This is a genomic window from Pseudomonas sp. SM4, assembly GCF_051913165.1.
GTDB lineage: Bacteria > Pseudomonadota > Gammaproteobacteria > Pseudomonadales > Pseudomonadaceae > Aquipseudomonas.
Map to the genome: position 1 here is coordinate 58,707 of NZ_JBODOE010000014.1, position 16,672 is coordinate 75,378.

The following is a 16,672-nucleotide window of genomic DNA, read 5'->3' on the forward strand; positions in this document are numbered from 1 at the left end:
AAGGGTTTTTGCCGAGAATTGTCGCCAAATATAGGCGCTTATATAGTGAAAAGCACTGGCATTTCTTTTTTACACTGCGCGCATCATTGCTCTAACAACAGACGTACGCGGCCCCGCCGCGATGAGGGATACAAAAATGCGCGTAATGGTCTTGGGTAGCGGCGTCATCGGTACCGCCAGTGCTTACTATCTGGCCCGTGCCGGGTTTGAAGTGGTGGTGGTCGACCGGCAGCCGGCTGCGGCCATGGAGACCAGTTTCGCCAACGCCGGCCAGGTCTCGCCGGGCTATGCCTCGCCGTGGGCCGCGCCGGGCGTACCGCTCAAGGCGATCAAGTGGCTGTTGCAACGCCACGCCCCTCTCGCGATCAAGGCCACTGCCGACATCGACCAGTACCTGTGGATGGCGCAGATGCTGCGCAACTGCACCGCCAACCGTTACGCGGTAAACAAGGAGCGCATGGTGCGTCTGTCCGAGTACAGCCGTGACTGCCTCGATGAACTGCGCGCCGAAACCGGCATCGCCTACGAAGGCCGCAGCCTCGGCACGACTCAGCTGTTCCGCACCCAGGCACAGCTCGATGGCGCCGCGAAAGACATCGCCGTGCTGAAAGAATCCGGCGTGCCGTTTGAAGTGCTCGACCGCGCCGGCATTGCCCGCGTTGAACCGGCACTGGCGGGTGTCACTGACATCCTCGCCGGTGCCCTGCGCCTGCCGAACGATCAGACTGGCGACTGCCAGATGTTCACCACGCGCCTCGCCGAAATGGCAGTGAAACTCGGTGTCGAATTCCGCTTCGGCCAAGACATTCAGAAACTCGACTACGCCGGTGATCGCATCAACGGCGTGTGGATCGACGGCAAGCTGGAAACCGCCGACCGCTACGTGCTGGCGCTCGGCAGCTACTCGCCGCAACTGCTCAAGCCGCTGGGCATCAAAGCCCCGGTGTATCCGCTCAAGGGTTACTCGCTGACCGTGCCGATCACCAACCCGGCGATGGCGCCGACTTCGACTATTCTCGACGAGACCTACAAGGTCGCGATCACCCGTTTCGACAACCGCATCCGCGTCGGCGGCATGGCCGAGATCGCCGGTTTTGACCTGTCGCTGAACCCGCGTCGCCGCGAAACCCTGGAGATGATCGTCAACGACCTTTATCCTCAGGGCGGTAATCTGGCCGAAGCGAGTTTCTGGACCGGTCTGCGTCCGACCACGCCGGATGGCACGCCGATCGTTGGCGCCACGCCGTTCAAGAATCTGTTCCTCAACACCGGTCACGGCACGCTCGGTTGGACCATGGCGTGCGGTTCCGGTCGTTTGCTGGCCGACCTGATGGCGAAGAAAAAGCCGCAGATCAGCGCCGAAGGCCTCGATATTTCCCGTTACGGCAACAAAATTCAGGAGTCCGCAAAACATGTCAATCCAGCGCCAGCTCACCAATGAGCGCATGAGTCAGATCGTCAGCCACAACGGCACCGTGTACTTGGCCGGGCAGGTCGGTGACGACTTCAACGCCGGGATTGAACAGCAGACCCGCGACGTTCTGGCCAATATCGAGCGATTGCTGGATCTGGCCGGCACCGACAAACAGCACCTGTTGTCGGCAACGATCTACCTGAACGGCATCGATGAGCACTTCGCCGGGATGAACTCGGTGTGGGATCAGTGGCTGCCAAAAGGCGCCGCGCCGGCCCGTGCCACCGTCGAAGCGAAAATGGCCAAGCCGAGCATTCTGGTAGAAATCTCTATCGTCGCCGCGCTGCCGTAAAAAGTTGTAAAGATCCCTCTCCCGGCGCTGTTGGCGGTTCACGTCGTCAGTCGGCGCCGGTTTTTATTCCCATGACCGCCTAGAAGTCTGCCGCCATGCGTCCTGCCCGTGCCCTGATCGACCTTCAAGCCCTGCGCCACAACTACCGAATTGCCCGCGAAGTCACCGGCGCCAAGGCGCTTGCGGTGATCAAGGCCGATGCCTATGGCCATGGCGCGGTGCGTTGCGCCCAGGCGCTGGAATCCGAGGCCGACGGGTTTGCCGTTGCCTGCATCGAGGAGGCGCTGGAACTGCGCGCCGCCGGCATTTTTGCGCCAGTGTTGTTGCTGGAAGGGATTTTCGAGGCCGACGAGCTGGCGCTGATCGTCGAGCATGATTTCTGGACGGTGGTGCATTCGCTTTGGCAGCTCGAAGCAATCGAGCAGGCAGCGCTGAGCAAACCGATCACCGTCTGGCTGAAGCTCGATTCGGGCATGCACCGCGTTGGGCTGCATCCGAAGGATTATGCGGCGGCTTATCAACGTCTGCTGGCCAGCGGCAAAGTGGCGAAAATCGTCTTGATGAGCCACTTCGCCCGCGCCGATGAGCTGCATGCGCAGAACAGCACCGAGCAAGTTGCGGTGTTTGAAGCGGCGCGTCAGGGCCTGGCGGCGGAAGTCAGCCTGCGCAACTCGCCCGCCGTACTCGGTTGGCCGCAGATCCACAGTGACTGGGTGCGTCCGGGCATCATGCTGTATGGCGCGACCCCGTTCGAAGAAGCCAACGCCGTGGCGGATCGTTTGCAACCGGTGATGACCCTGGAATCGAAAGTCATCTGCGTGCGTGAGCTGCCGGCCGGTGAGCCTGTCGGTTACGGCGCCAAATTCATCACCGACAAACCGATGCGCATTGGTGTGGTTGCCATGGGTTACGCCGACGGCTACCCGCGTCAGGCGCCAACCGGCACGCCAGTTTTGGTGGCAGGTAAACGCAGCCGCATTATCGGTCGCGTGTCGATGGACATGCTTTGCATCGATCTTACCGATGTGCCGGAAGCCGGTTTGGGGTCGACCGTCGAGCTGTGGGGCAAAAACATTCTCGCCAGTGAAGTGGCGCAGTGGGCCGACACCATCCCGTACCAGATCTTCTGCAACCTGCGTCGAGTGCCAAGGCTCTATTCCGAGGGTTGACGCCGCTGCGGGGGCCAAGTGTTGTAAATACTGAACGCTGTCGCCATGATAACGCTCAATATTCTTACAACATCAGGAGGCTCGCGCCTTGGACGTCGGTGAACGACTGCAATCGATCCGCAAGCTCAAAGGGCTTTCCCAGCGTGAACTCGCCAAACGCGCGGGCGTCACCAACAGCACCATTTCGATGATCGAAAAGAACAGCGTCAGCCCTTCGATCAGTTCGCTGAGAAAGGTACTGGGCGGGATTCCCATGTCCATGGTCGAGTTCTTTTCCGAAGAAATCCTGCAGGAAGTCCCGACCCAGATCGTCTACAAGGCCAACGAGCTGATCGACATTTCCGACGGTGCCGTGACCATGAAACTGGTCGGCCGCGCGCACCCCAGCCGCGCCATCGCGTTCCTCAACGAAATCTACCCGCCGGGCGCTGACACCGGCGAAGAAATGCTCACCCATGAAGGCGAGGAAACCGGGATTCTGGTGGAAGGTCGTCTGGAACTGGTGGTGGGTCTGGAAACTTTTATTCTCGAAGCCGGCGACAGCTACTACTTTGAAAGTACCAAGCCGCATCGTTTCCGTAATCCGTTCGACTTGCCTGCGCGACTAATCAGCGCAGCCACGCCGGCAAACTTTTAAACAAAGAGGCGCCAGGCCATTACGGCGAAGGCACCCAAGCTGTTTTACCGATGCGCAACAAGACCCCTTTAATCATGGGGTTGTTTCAGTGTGGCGGGCTACCCGCTATACTTGCGCCCGCCTGCGAACCGTGGCCGCAGGCGTGAATAGCCACCATTGAGGGTGAACGCGTGAATCTAATTATGAAAATGCTGGCTGCACCAGCAACCGTACTGGCCCTCTGGGCTGTCAGCGCTCAAGCTGCGACGAATGACGACATTGCCAAACGCCTAGAGCCTGTCGGCCAGGTGTGTGTTCAGGGGCAGGAATGCAAGGGGATGGAAGTGGCGGCAACTGCCGGCGGCGGTGGCGGTGCCAAGACTCCGGACGAAGTGATTGCCAAACATTGCAACGCTTGCCACGGTTCCGGGTTGTTGGGTGCGCCGAAAATCGGTGACGCGGCAGCCTGGAAAGACCGCGCCGATCACCAGGGCGGCCTCGACGGCCTGCTGGCAAAAGCCATTACAGGCCTGAACGCCATGCCGCCAAAAGGCACCTGCGCTGATTGCTCGGATGACGAGTTGAAAGGCGCGATCCAGAAGATGTCCGGCCTGAAATAAGCTGCGCTTCTGATGAAAAAAACCGTCTTCGGACGGTTTTTTTGTGCCTGCGATTCAAGAGCCCCTCACCCCAGCCCTCTCCCGGAGGGAGAGGGGGCCGACCGCGGTGTATGGCGCTATCCATCGACCTGACAGGTCGTAGCGACTATGGATTCGGTACATCACGTTCAAGTCGGCGTATCTCCCAAATATCCCCCATTCAGTCCCTCTCCCGGAGGGAGAGGGAGCCGACTGAGATGTCTGTCGCTCTACATCGACCTGAAAAACCTCAGCGATTATGGATTCAGCAAAGCTATTTCACGTCGGCGTATCTCCCAAATATCCCCCATTCAGTCCCCTCTCCCTCCGGGAGAGGGCTAGGGTGAGGGCAAACAAGCTCCAGCCATAAACACCTCCTGTGGCCGACAATCGTCCAGGACTTTGAGCTGTTCTTTGCAGCAAACTCAAGGCAAGCTCGGTCTACCCCTATTCACGGAACGGGCAGGAGGCTTCAGATGGTGCAGTTGTGTTCGATCGAACAGGCGGTGGATGACGTGCTGGCACGCTTGCCGGCGCATATCCACATGGGCATGCCGCTGGGCCTGGGCAAACCCAATCACTTCGTCAACGCGCTGTACCGGCGGATCAAAGGCTTGCCCGAGCGGCAACTGACGATCTACACCGCGCTGTGCCTCGGCCGCCCGGCGCTGGGCGACGGCTTGCAAAAGCGCTTCATCGAACCCTTCGTCGAGCGCGTCTTCGGTGACTATCCGGAATTCGATTTCCTCGCCGACCTGCACCGCGACAGCCTGCCCGCCAACATCCGCATCGAGCAGTTTTTCATGCAGCCCGGCAGCCTGCTCAACAGCGCGCCGGCCCAACAGGATTACGTCAGCAGCAACTACAGCCACGCCGCCCGCGACATCAACGCCGCCGGCCTGAACCTGGTGGCGCAGTTATTGGCCAGCAGCAGCGAACACCCGGATCGCCTGAGCCTGAGCTGCAACCCCGACATCACCCTCGACCTGTTGCCGATGATCGCCAAGCGTCGCGAAGCCGGAGAGACTATTTTGCTGGTCGGCCAGGTCCACACCGATCTGCCGTACATGCCCGGCGATGCCGAAGTTGACATCGACACCTTCGACCTGTTGATCGACGCGAAGGACAGCAGCACGCTGTTTTCCACGCCGAACATGCCGGTGGGGTTTCAGGATCATTTCATTGGTTTGCATGCGAGTACGCTGGTGCGCGACGGGGGTACATTGCAGATCGGCATCGGCTCGATGGGTGATGCGCTGACTGCTGCGTTGCTCGCACGTCAAGCCGATAATGCCGGCTATAGAGCGCTGCTCGACGACATCAACCTCAGCCAATGGGCGCAGTTGATCAACCGCGAGGGCGGCACCGGGCCGTTCGCCAAAGGCCTGTACGGTTGCAGCGAAATGTTCGTCAACGGCCTGCTGGTGCTGGCGGATGCCGGGATCATCCGGCGCAAGGTCTACCCCGATGTACCGACGCAGGAACAGGCCAACGCCGGCACTCTCGACGAAGCGGCGCAGACTGATGGCATTTCCGTGCACGGCGGTTTCTTCCTTGGCCCGCGCAGTTTTTACGAGCGCTTGCGTGAGCTGCCGTTGAGCAAACGCCTCGAATTCAACATGACCCGCATCAGCTACATCAACGAGCTCTACGGGCAGGAAGAACTCAAGCGTTTACAGCGCCTCGATGCGCGGTTCATCAACACGGTGTTCACCATGACTTTGCTCGGTGCCGGTGTGGCGGATCAACTGGAGGATGGACGAGTACTCAGCGGTGTCGGCGGGCAGTACAACTTCGTTGCGCAGGGGCATGCGTTGCACGATGCGCGGTCGATTCTGATCCTGCGTAGCTGGCGTGAATCCGGTGGCGACGTCAGTTCCAACATCGTCTGGGAATACGGCCACTGCACGATCCCACGGCATCTGCGCGATATCGTCGTGACCGAATACGGCATCGCCGATCTGCGCGGTAAATCCGACGCTGTAGTGATCGAATCGCTGTTGAACATCAGTGACTCGCGCTTCCAGCAGGGCCTGATCGAACAAGCGCAAAAGGTCGGCAAGCTGCCAAAGGATTTCCGCCTCGATCCACGCTTCGCCGAGAACACGCCGCAGCGTTTGCAAGCCATCGCCGCACGGCATGCGAACCTGTTTCCGGAGTATCCACTGGGCTGTGATTTCACTGCGATCGAACGGGATTTACTGCGGGCGCTGAACTGGCTGAAGAGCAAATTCAAACTCAGCGAAATCCTCGAACTGGGCAAAGCCGCCCTCGACGCCCCCGAGGCATCGCTTTACCCCGAACACCTCGAACGCATGCAACTCACAAACCCGGAAGGCCTGAAAGAAGACCTCTTCCAGCGCCTGCTGCTCACCGGCCTAAAAGCCACCACCCAAACCCCGTAGGAGCTGCGGCACGCTGCGATCTTTTGATCCTGATCTTTGAAAATATCAAAAGATCGCAGCCTCGTTGCACTCGACAGCTCCTACATAGCAACTGCGACGTCCGCAGGCACGCTGCGATCTTTTGATTCTGATCTCTGAAAAGATCAAAAGATCGCAGCCTCGTTGCACTCGTCAGCTCCTACATAGCAACTGCGAAGTCCGCAAACTCTGTAGGAGCTGCGACACGCTGCGATCTTTTGATTCTGATCTTTAACAGATCAAAAAATCGCAGCCTCGTTGCACTCGACAGCTCCTACATAGCAACTGCGAAGTCCGCAAACTCTGTAGGAGCTGCGGCACGCTGCGATCTTTTGATTCTGATCTTTGAAAGATCAAAAGATCGCAGCCTCGTTGCACTCGTCAGCTCCTACATAGCAACTGCGAAGTCCGCAAACCCTGTAGGAGCTGCGGCACGCTGCGATCTTTTGATTCTGATCTTTGAAAAGATCAAAGGATCGCAGCCTCGTTGCACTCGTCAGCTCCTACATGGGGGCTGCGGTGTGGGTTTATTCGATGAAGGTGACGACGCCGTCCTTCAGCGATTTCACGCGGGCCAGCGATTCGACGCGGTAGCCTTGCGAGTCCAGTTCGGCGCGGCCGCCCTGGAACGATTTTTCGATGACGATGCCCAGACCGGCAACGGTCGCGCCGGCCTGTTTGATGATCGAGATCAGCGCTTGCGAGGCCTTACCGTTGGCCAGGAAGTCGTCGATGATCAGCACGCGGTCGCTGCTGGTCAGGTGACGCGGGGAGATGGCCACGGTGCTTTCGGTCTGCTTGGTGAACGAGTAAACGGTCGCCGACAGCAGGTTTTCCGTCAGGGTCAGGGACTGGTGCTTGCGGGCGAAGATCACCGGCACGCCGAGGTTCAGACCGGTCATGATCGCCGGGGCTATCCCTGAGGCTTCGATGGTGACGATCTTGGTGATGCCCGAATCCTTGAACAGCGTGGCGAATTCGTCGCCGATCAGCTTCATCAGGGCCGGGTCGATCTGGTGGTTCAGGAAGGCGTCGACCTTCAGGACCTGGTCGGAAAGCACAATGCCTTGTTCGCGGATTTTCTGCTGCAATGCTTCCATGAAGCTGTCCTCTTTTGGCGCTTTGTGCGCCGAAGGTCTAGTAAAAAAAAGTGGTCAATTCTAGCGCTTTAACATCGCGCGTATATCAGCCAATGCGCTATTGCCGCGCACGACTTTGACTTCGGTCGGTGTGTCGTCGTTGCCTTCCCACGCCAGATCGTCCGGCGGCAGCTCATCGAGGAAGCGGCTCGGCGCGCAGTCGATGATCTCGCCGTACTGCTTGCGCTTGGCGGCGAAGGTGAAGGCCAGGGTCTGACGCGCGCGGGTGATGCCCACGTAGGCCAGGCGGCGTTCTTCTTCGATGGTGTCGGCTTCGATGCTGGAGCGGTGCGGGAGGATTTCCTCTTCCATGCCCATGATGAACACGTAAGGGAATTCCAGACCCTTGGACGCATGCAGGGTCATCATCTGCACGCCTTCAGCGCCGTCTTCCTCTTCCTGCTGACGTTCGAGCATGTCGCGCAGAACGAGTTTGCCGATCGCATCCTCGACGGTCATTTCGCCTTCTTCGTCTTTCTCAAGGGTGTTTTTCAACGCCTCGATCAGGAACCAGACGTTGCTCATCCGGTAGTCGGCAGCCTTGTCGCTGGAGCTGTTGGTGCGCAGCCAGTTCTCGTAGTCGATGTCCATGACCATGCTGCGCAGTGCCGAGATCGGGTCTTCGCCGGCACACTGCTCGCGCACCTTGTCCATGAAACGCTTGAAGCGCGACAGGCGATCGGTGAAGCGGCTGTCCAGATGTTCGCCCAGACCGATTTCGTCGGTGGCGGCGTACATCGAGATCTTGCGTTCGGTGGCGTAGTTGCCGAGCTTTTCCAGGGTGGTCGAGCCGATTTCGCGGCGCGGCACGTTGATCACGCGCAGGAAGGCGTTGTCGTCATCCGGGTTGACGATCAGGCGGAAGTAAGCCATCAGGTCTTTCACTTCCTGACGGCCAAAGAAGCTGTTACCCCCGCTCAGACGGTACGGCACCTGATGGTGCTGCAGCTTCAGCTCGATCAGTTTGGCCTGATAGTTACCGCGATAGAGAATCGCGAAATCGCTGTACGGGCGGTCGGTGCGCAAGTGCAGGCTGAGGATTTCCATGGCCACGCGCTCGGCTTCGGCGTCTTCGTTGCGGCAGCGGATCACGCGGATCTCGTCGCCGTGGCCCATCTCACTCCACAGCTGCTTTTCGAATTCGTGCGGGTTGTTCGAGATCAGCACGTTGGCGCAACGCAGGATGCGACTGGTCGAGCGGTAATTCTGCTCGAGCATCACCACTTTCAAGGATGGATAGTCGTCCTTGAGCAGCATCAGGTTTTCCGGCCGCGCGCCACGCCAAGCATAAATCGACTGGTCGTCGTCGCCGACCACGGTAAACTGGTTGCGCTTGCCGATGAGCATTTTTACCAGCAGGTACTGGCTGGCGTTGGTGTCCTGATATTCATCGACGAGCAGGTAGCGCACCTTGTTCTGCCATTTTTCGAGAATGTCGGCGTGTTCTTCGAAGAGTTTTACCGGCAGCAGGATCAGGTCGTCGAAGTCCACCGCGTTGAACGCTTTCAGCGTGCGCTGATAGTGGGTGTAGACGATGGCGGCCGTCTGTTCCTTGGGATTACGCGCGTTCTCCAGCGCCTGAGGCGGCAGGATCAGGTCGTTTTTCCAGGCGCCGATCATGTTCTTGATCTCGTCGACGCCGTCTTCGCCCGCGTATTCCTTCTGCATGATGTCGGTCATCAGGGACTTCACGTCGGTCTCGTCGAAGATCGAGAAACCGGGTTTGTAGCCCAGCCGCGCGTGTTCCTTGCGGATGATGTTCAAGCCCAGGTTGTGGAAGGTGCAGACCGTCAGACCGCGACCTTCGCCGGCCCGCAGCAGGGTGCCGACCCGCTCTTTCATCTCGCGCGCGGCCTTGTTGGTAAAGGTCATGGCGACGATGTACTGGGCGCGGATGCCGCAGTTCTGGATCAGGTGCGCGATCTTGCGCGTGATCACGCTGGTCTTGCCGGAGCCAGCACCGGCGAGCACCAATAGAGGGCCGCCGACGTAGTTCACGGCTTCTTGCTGCCGGGGATTGAGTCGGGACATACGAAAATTCGGGAGTCGTTGACGAAATGGGCCGGCATTTTAACAGGCTCAGCGATTTGTGCTGCTCTGTCCGACTTGTGACGTACCACGCGATTCAAATTTGCCGGTTTTGTTACTTTCACGCAGGATGCGCGGTGATTTTGCGGCTAATGTTCTCATTCGTGACACAAAATAACGTTTTGATAACCGTTGTCATTTGGTCATTGAACATCGCAACGGCATAATGCCCCGCCCACATCATTGCAGAGTCTAGGGAGCTAGCTTGTCTACGCCTGTCGAACCCTTGCGTTTGCTGCTACTGGCCGAAGAGCCAGCGTGGACAGCGTTATTGCGTGAGTGTCTGGCTCCGATGGGGAGCGCGGCGGTGCTGATCAGCGCGCCGAGCTGGGAGTCGGTCAGCAGTTTGTTCGAAGACAACCGCCACGCGGTTCTGTTGACCCTACCGGCGTTGCAGCCGGCACCGGGCCGTTGCAGCTTGCCGACAGTCTTGCTGCTGGAACACGAACCGGACACCGCGCCGGTTGGCGTCAGTGACTGGCTGGTGTTCGACGCGCTCGACGCCGGCATGCTGCGCCGTTGCCTGCGCCATGTGCGTGAGCGCGGCGTGCTCGAAAATACTCTGCAACGCCTGGCCGAACAGGATCCGCTGACGGGCATCGCCAATCGCCAGGGTTTCCAGACCTTGCTCGCCGCGCGCCTCGCGGAAAACGATGGACGTGGCGTGGCCCTCGGGCATCTCGATCTCGACAACTTCCGCCACGCCAACGATGCTCTCGGCCACCAGGCGGGTGATCGCTTGATCCTGCAAGTCGTCGCGCGGCTGAAAAGTCAGCTCGAAGCCGGTGATCAACTGGCACGTCTGGGCAGCGATGAGTTCGCCTTGCTGATCGACACCCGCCGCGCGCCGCAACGCGCCGAATGGATGGCCGAACGTATCACCGAAGCACTCGCCGAACCGTATTGGGTCGATGGTGAAAGTCTGCTCATCGGCTCCAGCCTCGGCATCGCTCATGCCCGCGCGCAGGGTGGTGCCGACCCGCTGATGTGGCACGCACACATCGCCATGCAGCAGGCCAAGAGCACGCAGGGCTGCACCTTTCATATCTTCAACGAACGCATCAACCGCAACGCGCGGAGCATGGCCGACCTCGAAAGCGAGCTGCGCCGGGCCTTGCGTCGCGATGAGCTGGAATTGCATTACCAGCCACGCCTGAATCTTGAGGACGGCCAGATTGTCGGCCTCGAGGCCTTGGTGCGCTGGCGCCATGGCGAACGTGGTTTGCTGCCGCCGAGTGAATTCGTGCCGCTGGCCGAGCAAAGCGGGTTGATTGTGCCGCTGGGTTACTGGGTGATTTCCCGGGCGCTGCGTGACATGCAGGCGTTGCGCGAACGCGGACTACCGGCGTTGCACATGGCGATCAACTTGTCGTTCCGTCAGTTTCAGGACAGTCAGTTGTTGCCGACGCTCAGCCGCTTGATCGCTGAGCGTGGTGTGGAAGCACAGTGGCTGGAATTCGAACTGACCGAAACCGCCGTGATGCGCCGCAGCGATCTGGTCAAGCAGACCATGGATGCCCTTGGGCGGCTCGGCGTGCGCTTCTCGCTGGATGATTTCGGTACCGGGTTCTCGTCGTTCGTACACCTCAACAGCTTGCCGATCACTTTGCTGAAGATCGACAAGAGCTTTGTCGGCGGCATGGAGCAGCGCGAGGAGAACCGAAAACTGGTACACGCGATGATCAATCTCGCGCACAACCTGCATCTGGAAGTGGTGGCGGAAGGGGTCGAGACGCCGGAACAACTGGAATTGCTGCGCGGCTTTGGTTGCGATCAGGTGCAGGGTTATCTGATCAGCCGGCCGTTGCCGTTGGCGGAACTGGTTGAGTATCTGACCTTCGGCTCAAGCCAGCAGCCCGCCCTCGAAATCGTGGGCTGACACTAGAGCAAATTTGAAACAACATTGTGGCGAGGGGATTCAGCGAAACGTCGCACCGCCCCGTTCGGCTGCGAAGCAGTCGCAAAACCATCGCACCGGGTGTAACTGATACACCGCGACATCAGATTTTGGGGCGGCCTCGCCACCCAACGAGGATAAATCCCCTCGCCACAAGATTCCCTTTCATTAGGGGATTTCAGTCGGTCTGAGGAACTGTGAATGGCCGGGATGACGCCGGCTCCAGCCGAATCATCCGCTTCATCTTCCACTCAAACGCCAGCGTCAAACTCACCGCCGCGCACGCCAGGCCCAGCGCCAAGCCCCACCAGACGCCCGTCGGCCCCCAGTTCAAGTGGAACGCCATCCACCACGCCGCCGGCGCGCCAATCAGCCAATAACAGCCGAGCCCGACCAGGAACGTGGTTTTTGCATCCTTGAGTCCGCGAATACAGCCCATGGCAATCGTCTGCGTGCCGTCGAACAGCTCGAACCATGCCGCCACGGCCAGCAGGCTCACCGCCAAACGAATCACTTCGGCAAACGCCGGATCATTGTGATCAAGGAATAACCCGACCAACTGATTTGGCAGCAACCAGAACACCATCGCAAACCCGAGCATCACCACCGCACCAAAGACGATCCCGACGCGGCCCGACATCCGTGCATCGAGCAATTGCCCCGCGCCGTAATGCTGGCCGATGCGCATGGTGATCGCATAGGACATGCCCGCCGGCACCATGAACGCCACCGAGACAATCTGCAGGGCGATCTGATGCGCGCCCAGTTGCGTGCTGCCCATGGTGCCCATGCACAGCGCCGCGAAGGCAAACAACCCGACTTCCACCGCGTAGGTGCCACCGATCGGCAGACCGAGGCGCCAGAGTTCTTTCAGGTACTGCCGATTCGGCCGCGATAACCCTGCGCGCAGCGGATAAGCGTCATAGGCCGGATGCCGGCGAATATGCCAGGCCAATGCCAGCGCCATGCAGTTGGCGACAATCGCCGTGACCAGGCCGATGCCCATCAACCCCATTTTCGGCAAGCCGAACATGCCAGTGATCAGCGCGTAATTGAGCAGGAAGTTGGCCACGGTGCCGGCGAGGCTGATAACCATCACCGGCGTCGCCCGGCCGATCGCACTGGTGAACCCGCGCAGCGCCATGAAACTGAGGTAGCCGGGCAGAGCGAAGGGCAGGGCGATCAGGAATTGTCCGGCGGCATTGACGTTGGTTTCGGTCTGGCCGAACAGCAGCAACACCGGTTTCAGGTTCCATAGCAGCAAGCCGGCGCCCAGCGCCATCAGCCATGCCAGCCACAATCCGGCCTGAGTCAGCCGTGCGGCGCCAATGATGTCGCCGGCGCCCTTGCGAATCGCCACCAGCGTGCCGACCGCCGCAATCACGCCGATGCAGAAAATCGACACGAACGAATAGGTTGCTGCACCCAGCCCGCCGCCGGCCAGCGCTTCGGGGCTTAAGCGCGCCATCATCAGGGTGTCGGTCAGCACCATCAGCATGTGCGCCAACTGTGAAGCGATCAACGGCCCTGCCAGCCGCAGAATGGCCCAGAGTTCGGTACGCACAGGATGCTGCATGGTCATCACCACTCGATATCGGAGGGAACAGGAGAGCATCGATTCTCGGCGCTTGGCAGGCATTGCACAAAGGGATAAAAAGGATGGGTGGCATGAGTAATACTCATCCTGAGTAGAAACTGTCCATTTCGCTGTATCCCGCTGCAGGAGCCTTGTGCATGTCCCGTCGACTTCCTCCGTTGTATGCCCTGCGCGCATTCGAAGCCGCCGCGCGGCACAGCTCGTTCACGCGTGCGGCCGAGGAGTTGTCGATCACCCAGAGTGCGGTGAGTCGGCACATTCGCACGCTCGAAGATCATTTTGCCTGCAAGCTGTTTCACCGCAGCGGTCGCCATTTGCAGCTCACCGAGTCGGCCCGCTTGCTGTTGCCGGGCATCCGGGAAGGCTTTGCAGCCCTGGAACGGGCCTGTAATACCTTGCGCGCTGAAGATGACATCCTGCGCATGAAAGCCCCGTCGACCCTGACCATGCGTTGGTTGCTGGCGCGGCTCAGTCGTTTCCGTCACTTGCAACCAGGCAACGAAGTGCAACTGACCAGCGCGTGGATGGACGTCGATTCGGTGGACTTCAACGATGAGCCGTTCGATTGTGCGGTGCTGTTGAGCGACGGGCATTTCCCGCCGGACTGGGAGGCGAGCTTGCTGTTTCCCGAAGAGCTGATTCCCGTTGGCGCACCGAACCTGCTCAATGATCAACCGTGGGATCTGGCCCGGCTGGCGTCCACCGAATTGCTCCATCCGACGCCGGATCGCCGCGACTGGCGCAGTTGGCTGGAGCACATGGGTTTGTCCGATCAGGTCTCGCTCAAGGGCGGGCAAGTCTTCGACACGCTGGAATTGGGCATGATCGCGGCGGCGCGCGGTTACGGTGTGTCGATGGGCGATCTGTTGATGGTCGCCGAAGATGTCGCGCAAGGACGGCTGAGTCTGCCTTGGCCGACTGCGGTCGCCAGTGGATTGAATTATTACCTGGTGTGGCCAAAGACCCGTCCGGGAGGTGAACGTTTGCGCCGCCTCAGCGACTTCCTGCAGGGCGAAGTCCGCGCCATGGAGCTGCCGGACGTTGCGCGCTTGAGCTGAAACGTTCGAGCCGCCACAATGGCGGCCTTGCGCCATACCCTCGCAATGCGCTCAAGTATTCGGTTTTACCGCCGACTATGAGCAAGTGGAACCGTCGTGCCGGTATCCACGATTCACCCCCACTATTAGAAAATTATCCGAGTCGAGATCAAGGAGGATCCCGTGGCTCGGCCAGGAGCTGTCCATGTCTCAACCTCGCGCTCGGATCGCCTCGCAGCTGGGCCTCGCGCTCGCTGTGATACTGGCGATAGTTATCAGTGGCAGTACGGTGTTCGCCCTGCGTTCGCTGGATTCGGCCAACCTCGCCACCCGTGAAGAGCATCTGGCCAGTGAGGCGCGGCTGCTGGCCGACCAACTGAGTACCTTTCACGGCACGCTGCGTGAAAGCACCCAGCGTCTGAGTGGGTTGTTCGAGAAGCGCTTCAGCGCCGGCTTGAGCATTCACCCGAGTGAGCCGGTAACGGTGGCAGGCACCCAAACCCCGGGCCTGCACTTGGGCAGCGAAGTGCTGAACAACAATTTCAAGGAAGTCGACGAGTTCAAGCAGATGACCGCCGGCGTCGCCACGCTGTTTGTGCGCAGTGGTGAAGACTTCGTGCGGGTCAGCACCTCGCTGACCAAACAGGACGGCACCCGCGCCATCGGCACCTTGCTTGACCACGCGCACCCGGCGTACGCGAAGTTGATGGCTGGGCAGAGTTATGTTGGCCGCGCCTTGTTGTTCGATCGCTCCTACATGACCCAATACACCCCGGTGCGCGATGGCAGCGGCAAGGTGATTGCGGTGTTGTTTGTCGGTTTCGATTACACCGACGCGCAGAATGCCCAGTTCGACAACCTCAAACGCTTCCGCATTGGCCAGACCGGCTCGCTGGCGCTGCTCGATGAGCAGAGCAAATGGCTGGTTGCTCCGGCGGGTGTGCAGGCGTTGGATCAAGCGATTCCAGTGATCAAGGATCTGGCGAAATCGCCGGGCAAAGGTCAGTTCTGGGGCGACAAGTCCGAAGATTTCTACAGCGTCGCGGTGCCGTTCGATGGCGGGCCGTGGTCGGTGGTGGCAAGCATGCCGAAAGCCGAAATCCGCGCGGTGACCTGGAGCGTCGGCACGCAATTGGCCATTGGCAGCCTGCTGGCGATGCTGTTGGCGGTCGGTTCCGTTGTGTGGTTGCTGCGCAGCAAACTGGCGCCACTGAGCGATCTGGTACGTCAGGCCGAAGCTTTGGGCGCTGGCGATCTGAGCGTGCGCCTGAGCGTATCGAGCAACGACGAAATCGGTCAATTGTCTCGTGCGTTCAACCAGATGAGCCAAGCGCTGTCGACGATGGTCGAGCATATCCGCCGCTCTTCGGAAGAGGTCAACAGCCGTGCGCAAGCCTTGTCCGGTCTGTCCGGCGGCGCGTACGAAGGCATGGAGCAGCAGTCCGGCGAAATCACCAGCATGGCCGGCGCGGTGGAAGAATTCAGCGCGACCTCGTTGAACATCGCCGACAACATGGGCGCGACCCAGCGTCTGGCGCAGGAAAATGCTCAGCAAACGCAGATTGGTCGCAGCTCGATGGAAGAGGCTTCGTCGTCGCTGGAGCAGATCGCTGGCGCCCTGAACAGCACCGCCACCGTGATCAACACCCTCGGTCAGCGTTCGCAGGAAATTGGCGGCATCGTTGGCGTGATTACTTCGATTGCCGAGCAGACCAATTTGCTCGCGCTCAACGCTGCAATCGAGGCAGCCCGTGCCGGTGAGCAGGGTCGTGGCTTTGCTGTGGTGGCGGATGAAGTGCGCAGCCTGGCCTCGCGTACTCGCCAGGCCACCGATGAAATTTCCAGCATGATTCATAGCATCCAGCAGGAAACCGGCAACGCGATCAGCACCATGGAGCAGGGCAATGTGCTGATGCAGGAAGGCCTGTCGCGTAACGCCAATGTCGCGTCGGCGCTGGCGCGTATTGACGAGCAGAGCCGTTCGGCGGGGCAGCAGTTTGCCGCGATTACCACGGCGACTCAGGAGCAGAGCAGCACCGCGACGTTGTTGAGCAGCAATTTGCAGAGCATTGCGCTGGCCAACAGTGAGCAGCGTGAGGTTGTGTCGAACCTTGCTGTTACGGCTAAAGAGCTGGAGAAGCTGGCGGCGGATCTGCGCTCCGAGGTTGATCGCTTCCGTTGATGCGCCTTTGAAATAGTCATCGCGGGCAAGCCCGCTCCCACAGGTATATCGGCTGTGCGCAAAAATCGCGCTCCCCGTCGAACCCTGTGGGAGCGGGCTTGCCCGCGATTGCATCAACGC

Annotated in this window: 12 protein-coding genes; 9 read left to right on the forward strand and 3 right to left on the reverse strand. The window is 60.0% G+C overall.

Features of this window, described 5'->3' with window-relative positions:
• The first annotated feature begins 136 nt into the window (after positions 1 to 136).
• The 6 genes from dadA (at position 137) to ACQ4MY_RS23590 (ending at position 6,594) form a co-directional block, all read left to right on the forward strand.
• Complete coding sequence (gene dadA / locus ACQ4MY_RS23565) at positions 137 to 1,441, forward strand: D-amino acid dehydrogenase (protein WP_064389549.1); 1,305 nt, start codon at positions 137 to 139, stop codon at positions 1,439 to 1,441.
• The gene (locus ACQ4MY_RS23570) at positions 1,413 to 1,766 is read left to right on the forward strand and encodes a RidA family protein (protein ID WP_053125004.1); all 354 of its coding nucleotides are present in this window, start codon (positions 1,413 to 1,415) and stop codon (positions 1,764 to 1,766) included. The genes dadA and ACQ4MY_RS23570 overlap by 29 nt, the downstream gene beginning before the upstream one ends.
• Before the next feature lie 95 nt (positions 1,767 to 1,861).
• Positions 1,862 to 2,935 (forward strand): alanine racemase, encoded by a 1,074-nt coding sequence (alr, locus tag ACQ4MY_RS23575; RefSeq protein WP_440096649.1) that lies wholly within the window; start codon positions 1,862 to 1,864, stop codon positions 2,933 to 2,935.
• Positions 2,936 to 3,023: 88 nt separating this feature from the next.
• Positions 3,024 to 3,572 carry a cupin domain-containing protein gene (locus ACQ4MY_RS23580; protein WP_008086779.1) on the forward strand — a complete coding sequence of 183 codons (549 nt, stop codon included), beginning with the start codon at positions 3,024 to 3,026 and terminating at the stop codon, positions 3,570 to 3,572.
• A gap of 182 nt (positions 3,573 to 3,754) precedes the next feature.
• Positions 3,755 to 4,171, forward strand: coding sequence for a c-type cytochrome (locus tag ACQ4MY_RS23585; RefSeq protein ID WP_045123295.1), 417 nt, complete (start codon positions 3,755 to 3,757; stop codon positions 4,169 to 4,171).
• A 494-nt stretch (positions 4,172 to 4,665) separates the two neighbouring features.
• Positions 4,666 to 6,594: an acetyl-CoA hydrolase/transferase C-terminal domain-containing protein gene (locus ACQ4MY_RS23590; protein ID WP_440096651.1), complete on the forward strand. Its 1,929-nt coding sequence runs from the start codon at positions 4,666 to 4,668 to the stop codon at positions 6,592 to 6,594.
• A 545-nt stretch (positions 6,595 to 7,139) separates the two neighbouring features.
• Here ACQ4MY_RS23590 and ACQ4MY_RS23595 read toward each other — a convergent pair.
• Positions 7,140 to 7,712 (reverse strand): xanthine phosphoribosyltransferase, encoded by a 573-nt coding sequence (locus ACQ4MY_RS23595; protein WP_047596759.1) that lies wholly within the window; start codon positions 7,710 to 7,712, stop codon positions 7,140 to 7,142.
• A 60-nt stretch (positions 7,713 to 7,772) separates the two neighbouring features.
• Positions 7,773 to 9,782, reverse strand: coding sequence for a DNA helicase Rep (gene rep, locus ACQ4MY_RS23600; protein WP_008086063.1), 2,010 nt, complete (start codon positions 9,780 to 9,782; stop codon positions 7,773 to 7,775).
• Between the two features lie 262 nt (positions 9,783 to 10,044).
• Here rep and ACQ4MY_RS23605 point away from each other — a divergent pair, with 262 nt between their 5' ends.
• Positions 10,045 to 11,718: a putative bifunctional diguanylate cyclase/phosphodiesterase gene (locus tag ACQ4MY_RS23605; RefSeq protein WP_440096652.1), complete on the forward strand. Its 1,674-nt coding sequence runs from the start codon at positions 10,045 to 10,047 to the stop codon at positions 11,716 to 11,718.
• Positions 11,719 to 11,914: 196 nt separating this feature from the next.
• On the opposite strand, the gene ACQ4MY_RS23610 is transcribed toward ACQ4MY_RS23605, so the two are convergent.
• Positions 11,915 to 13,312 (reverse strand): NorM family multidrug efflux MATE transporter, encoded by a 1,398-nt coding sequence (locus ACQ4MY_RS23610; protein ID WP_045123281.1) that lies wholly within the window; start codon positions 13,310 to 13,312, stop codon positions 11,915 to 11,917.
• Positions 13,313 to 13,470: 158 nt separating this feature from the next.
• Here ACQ4MY_RS23610 and ACQ4MY_RS23615 point away from each other — a divergent pair, with 158 nt between their 5' ends.
• Together ACQ4MY_RS23615 and ACQ4MY_RS23620 are read left to right on the forward strand one after the other, a co-directional pair.
• A complete protein-coding gene (locus ACQ4MY_RS23615) occupies positions 13,471 to 14,391 on the forward strand; it encodes a LysR substrate-binding domain-containing protein (RefSeq protein WP_158830126.1) in 921 nt (306 codons plus the stop codon).
• Positions 14,392 to 14,575: 184 nt separating this feature from the next.
• Complete coding sequence (locus ACQ4MY_RS23620) at positions 14,576 to 16,552, forward strand: methyl-accepting chemotaxis protein (RefSeq protein WP_440096653.1); 1,977 nt, start codon at positions 14,576 to 14,578, stop codon at positions 16,550 to 16,552.
• Positions 16,553 to 16,672: the final 120 nt, after the last annotated feature.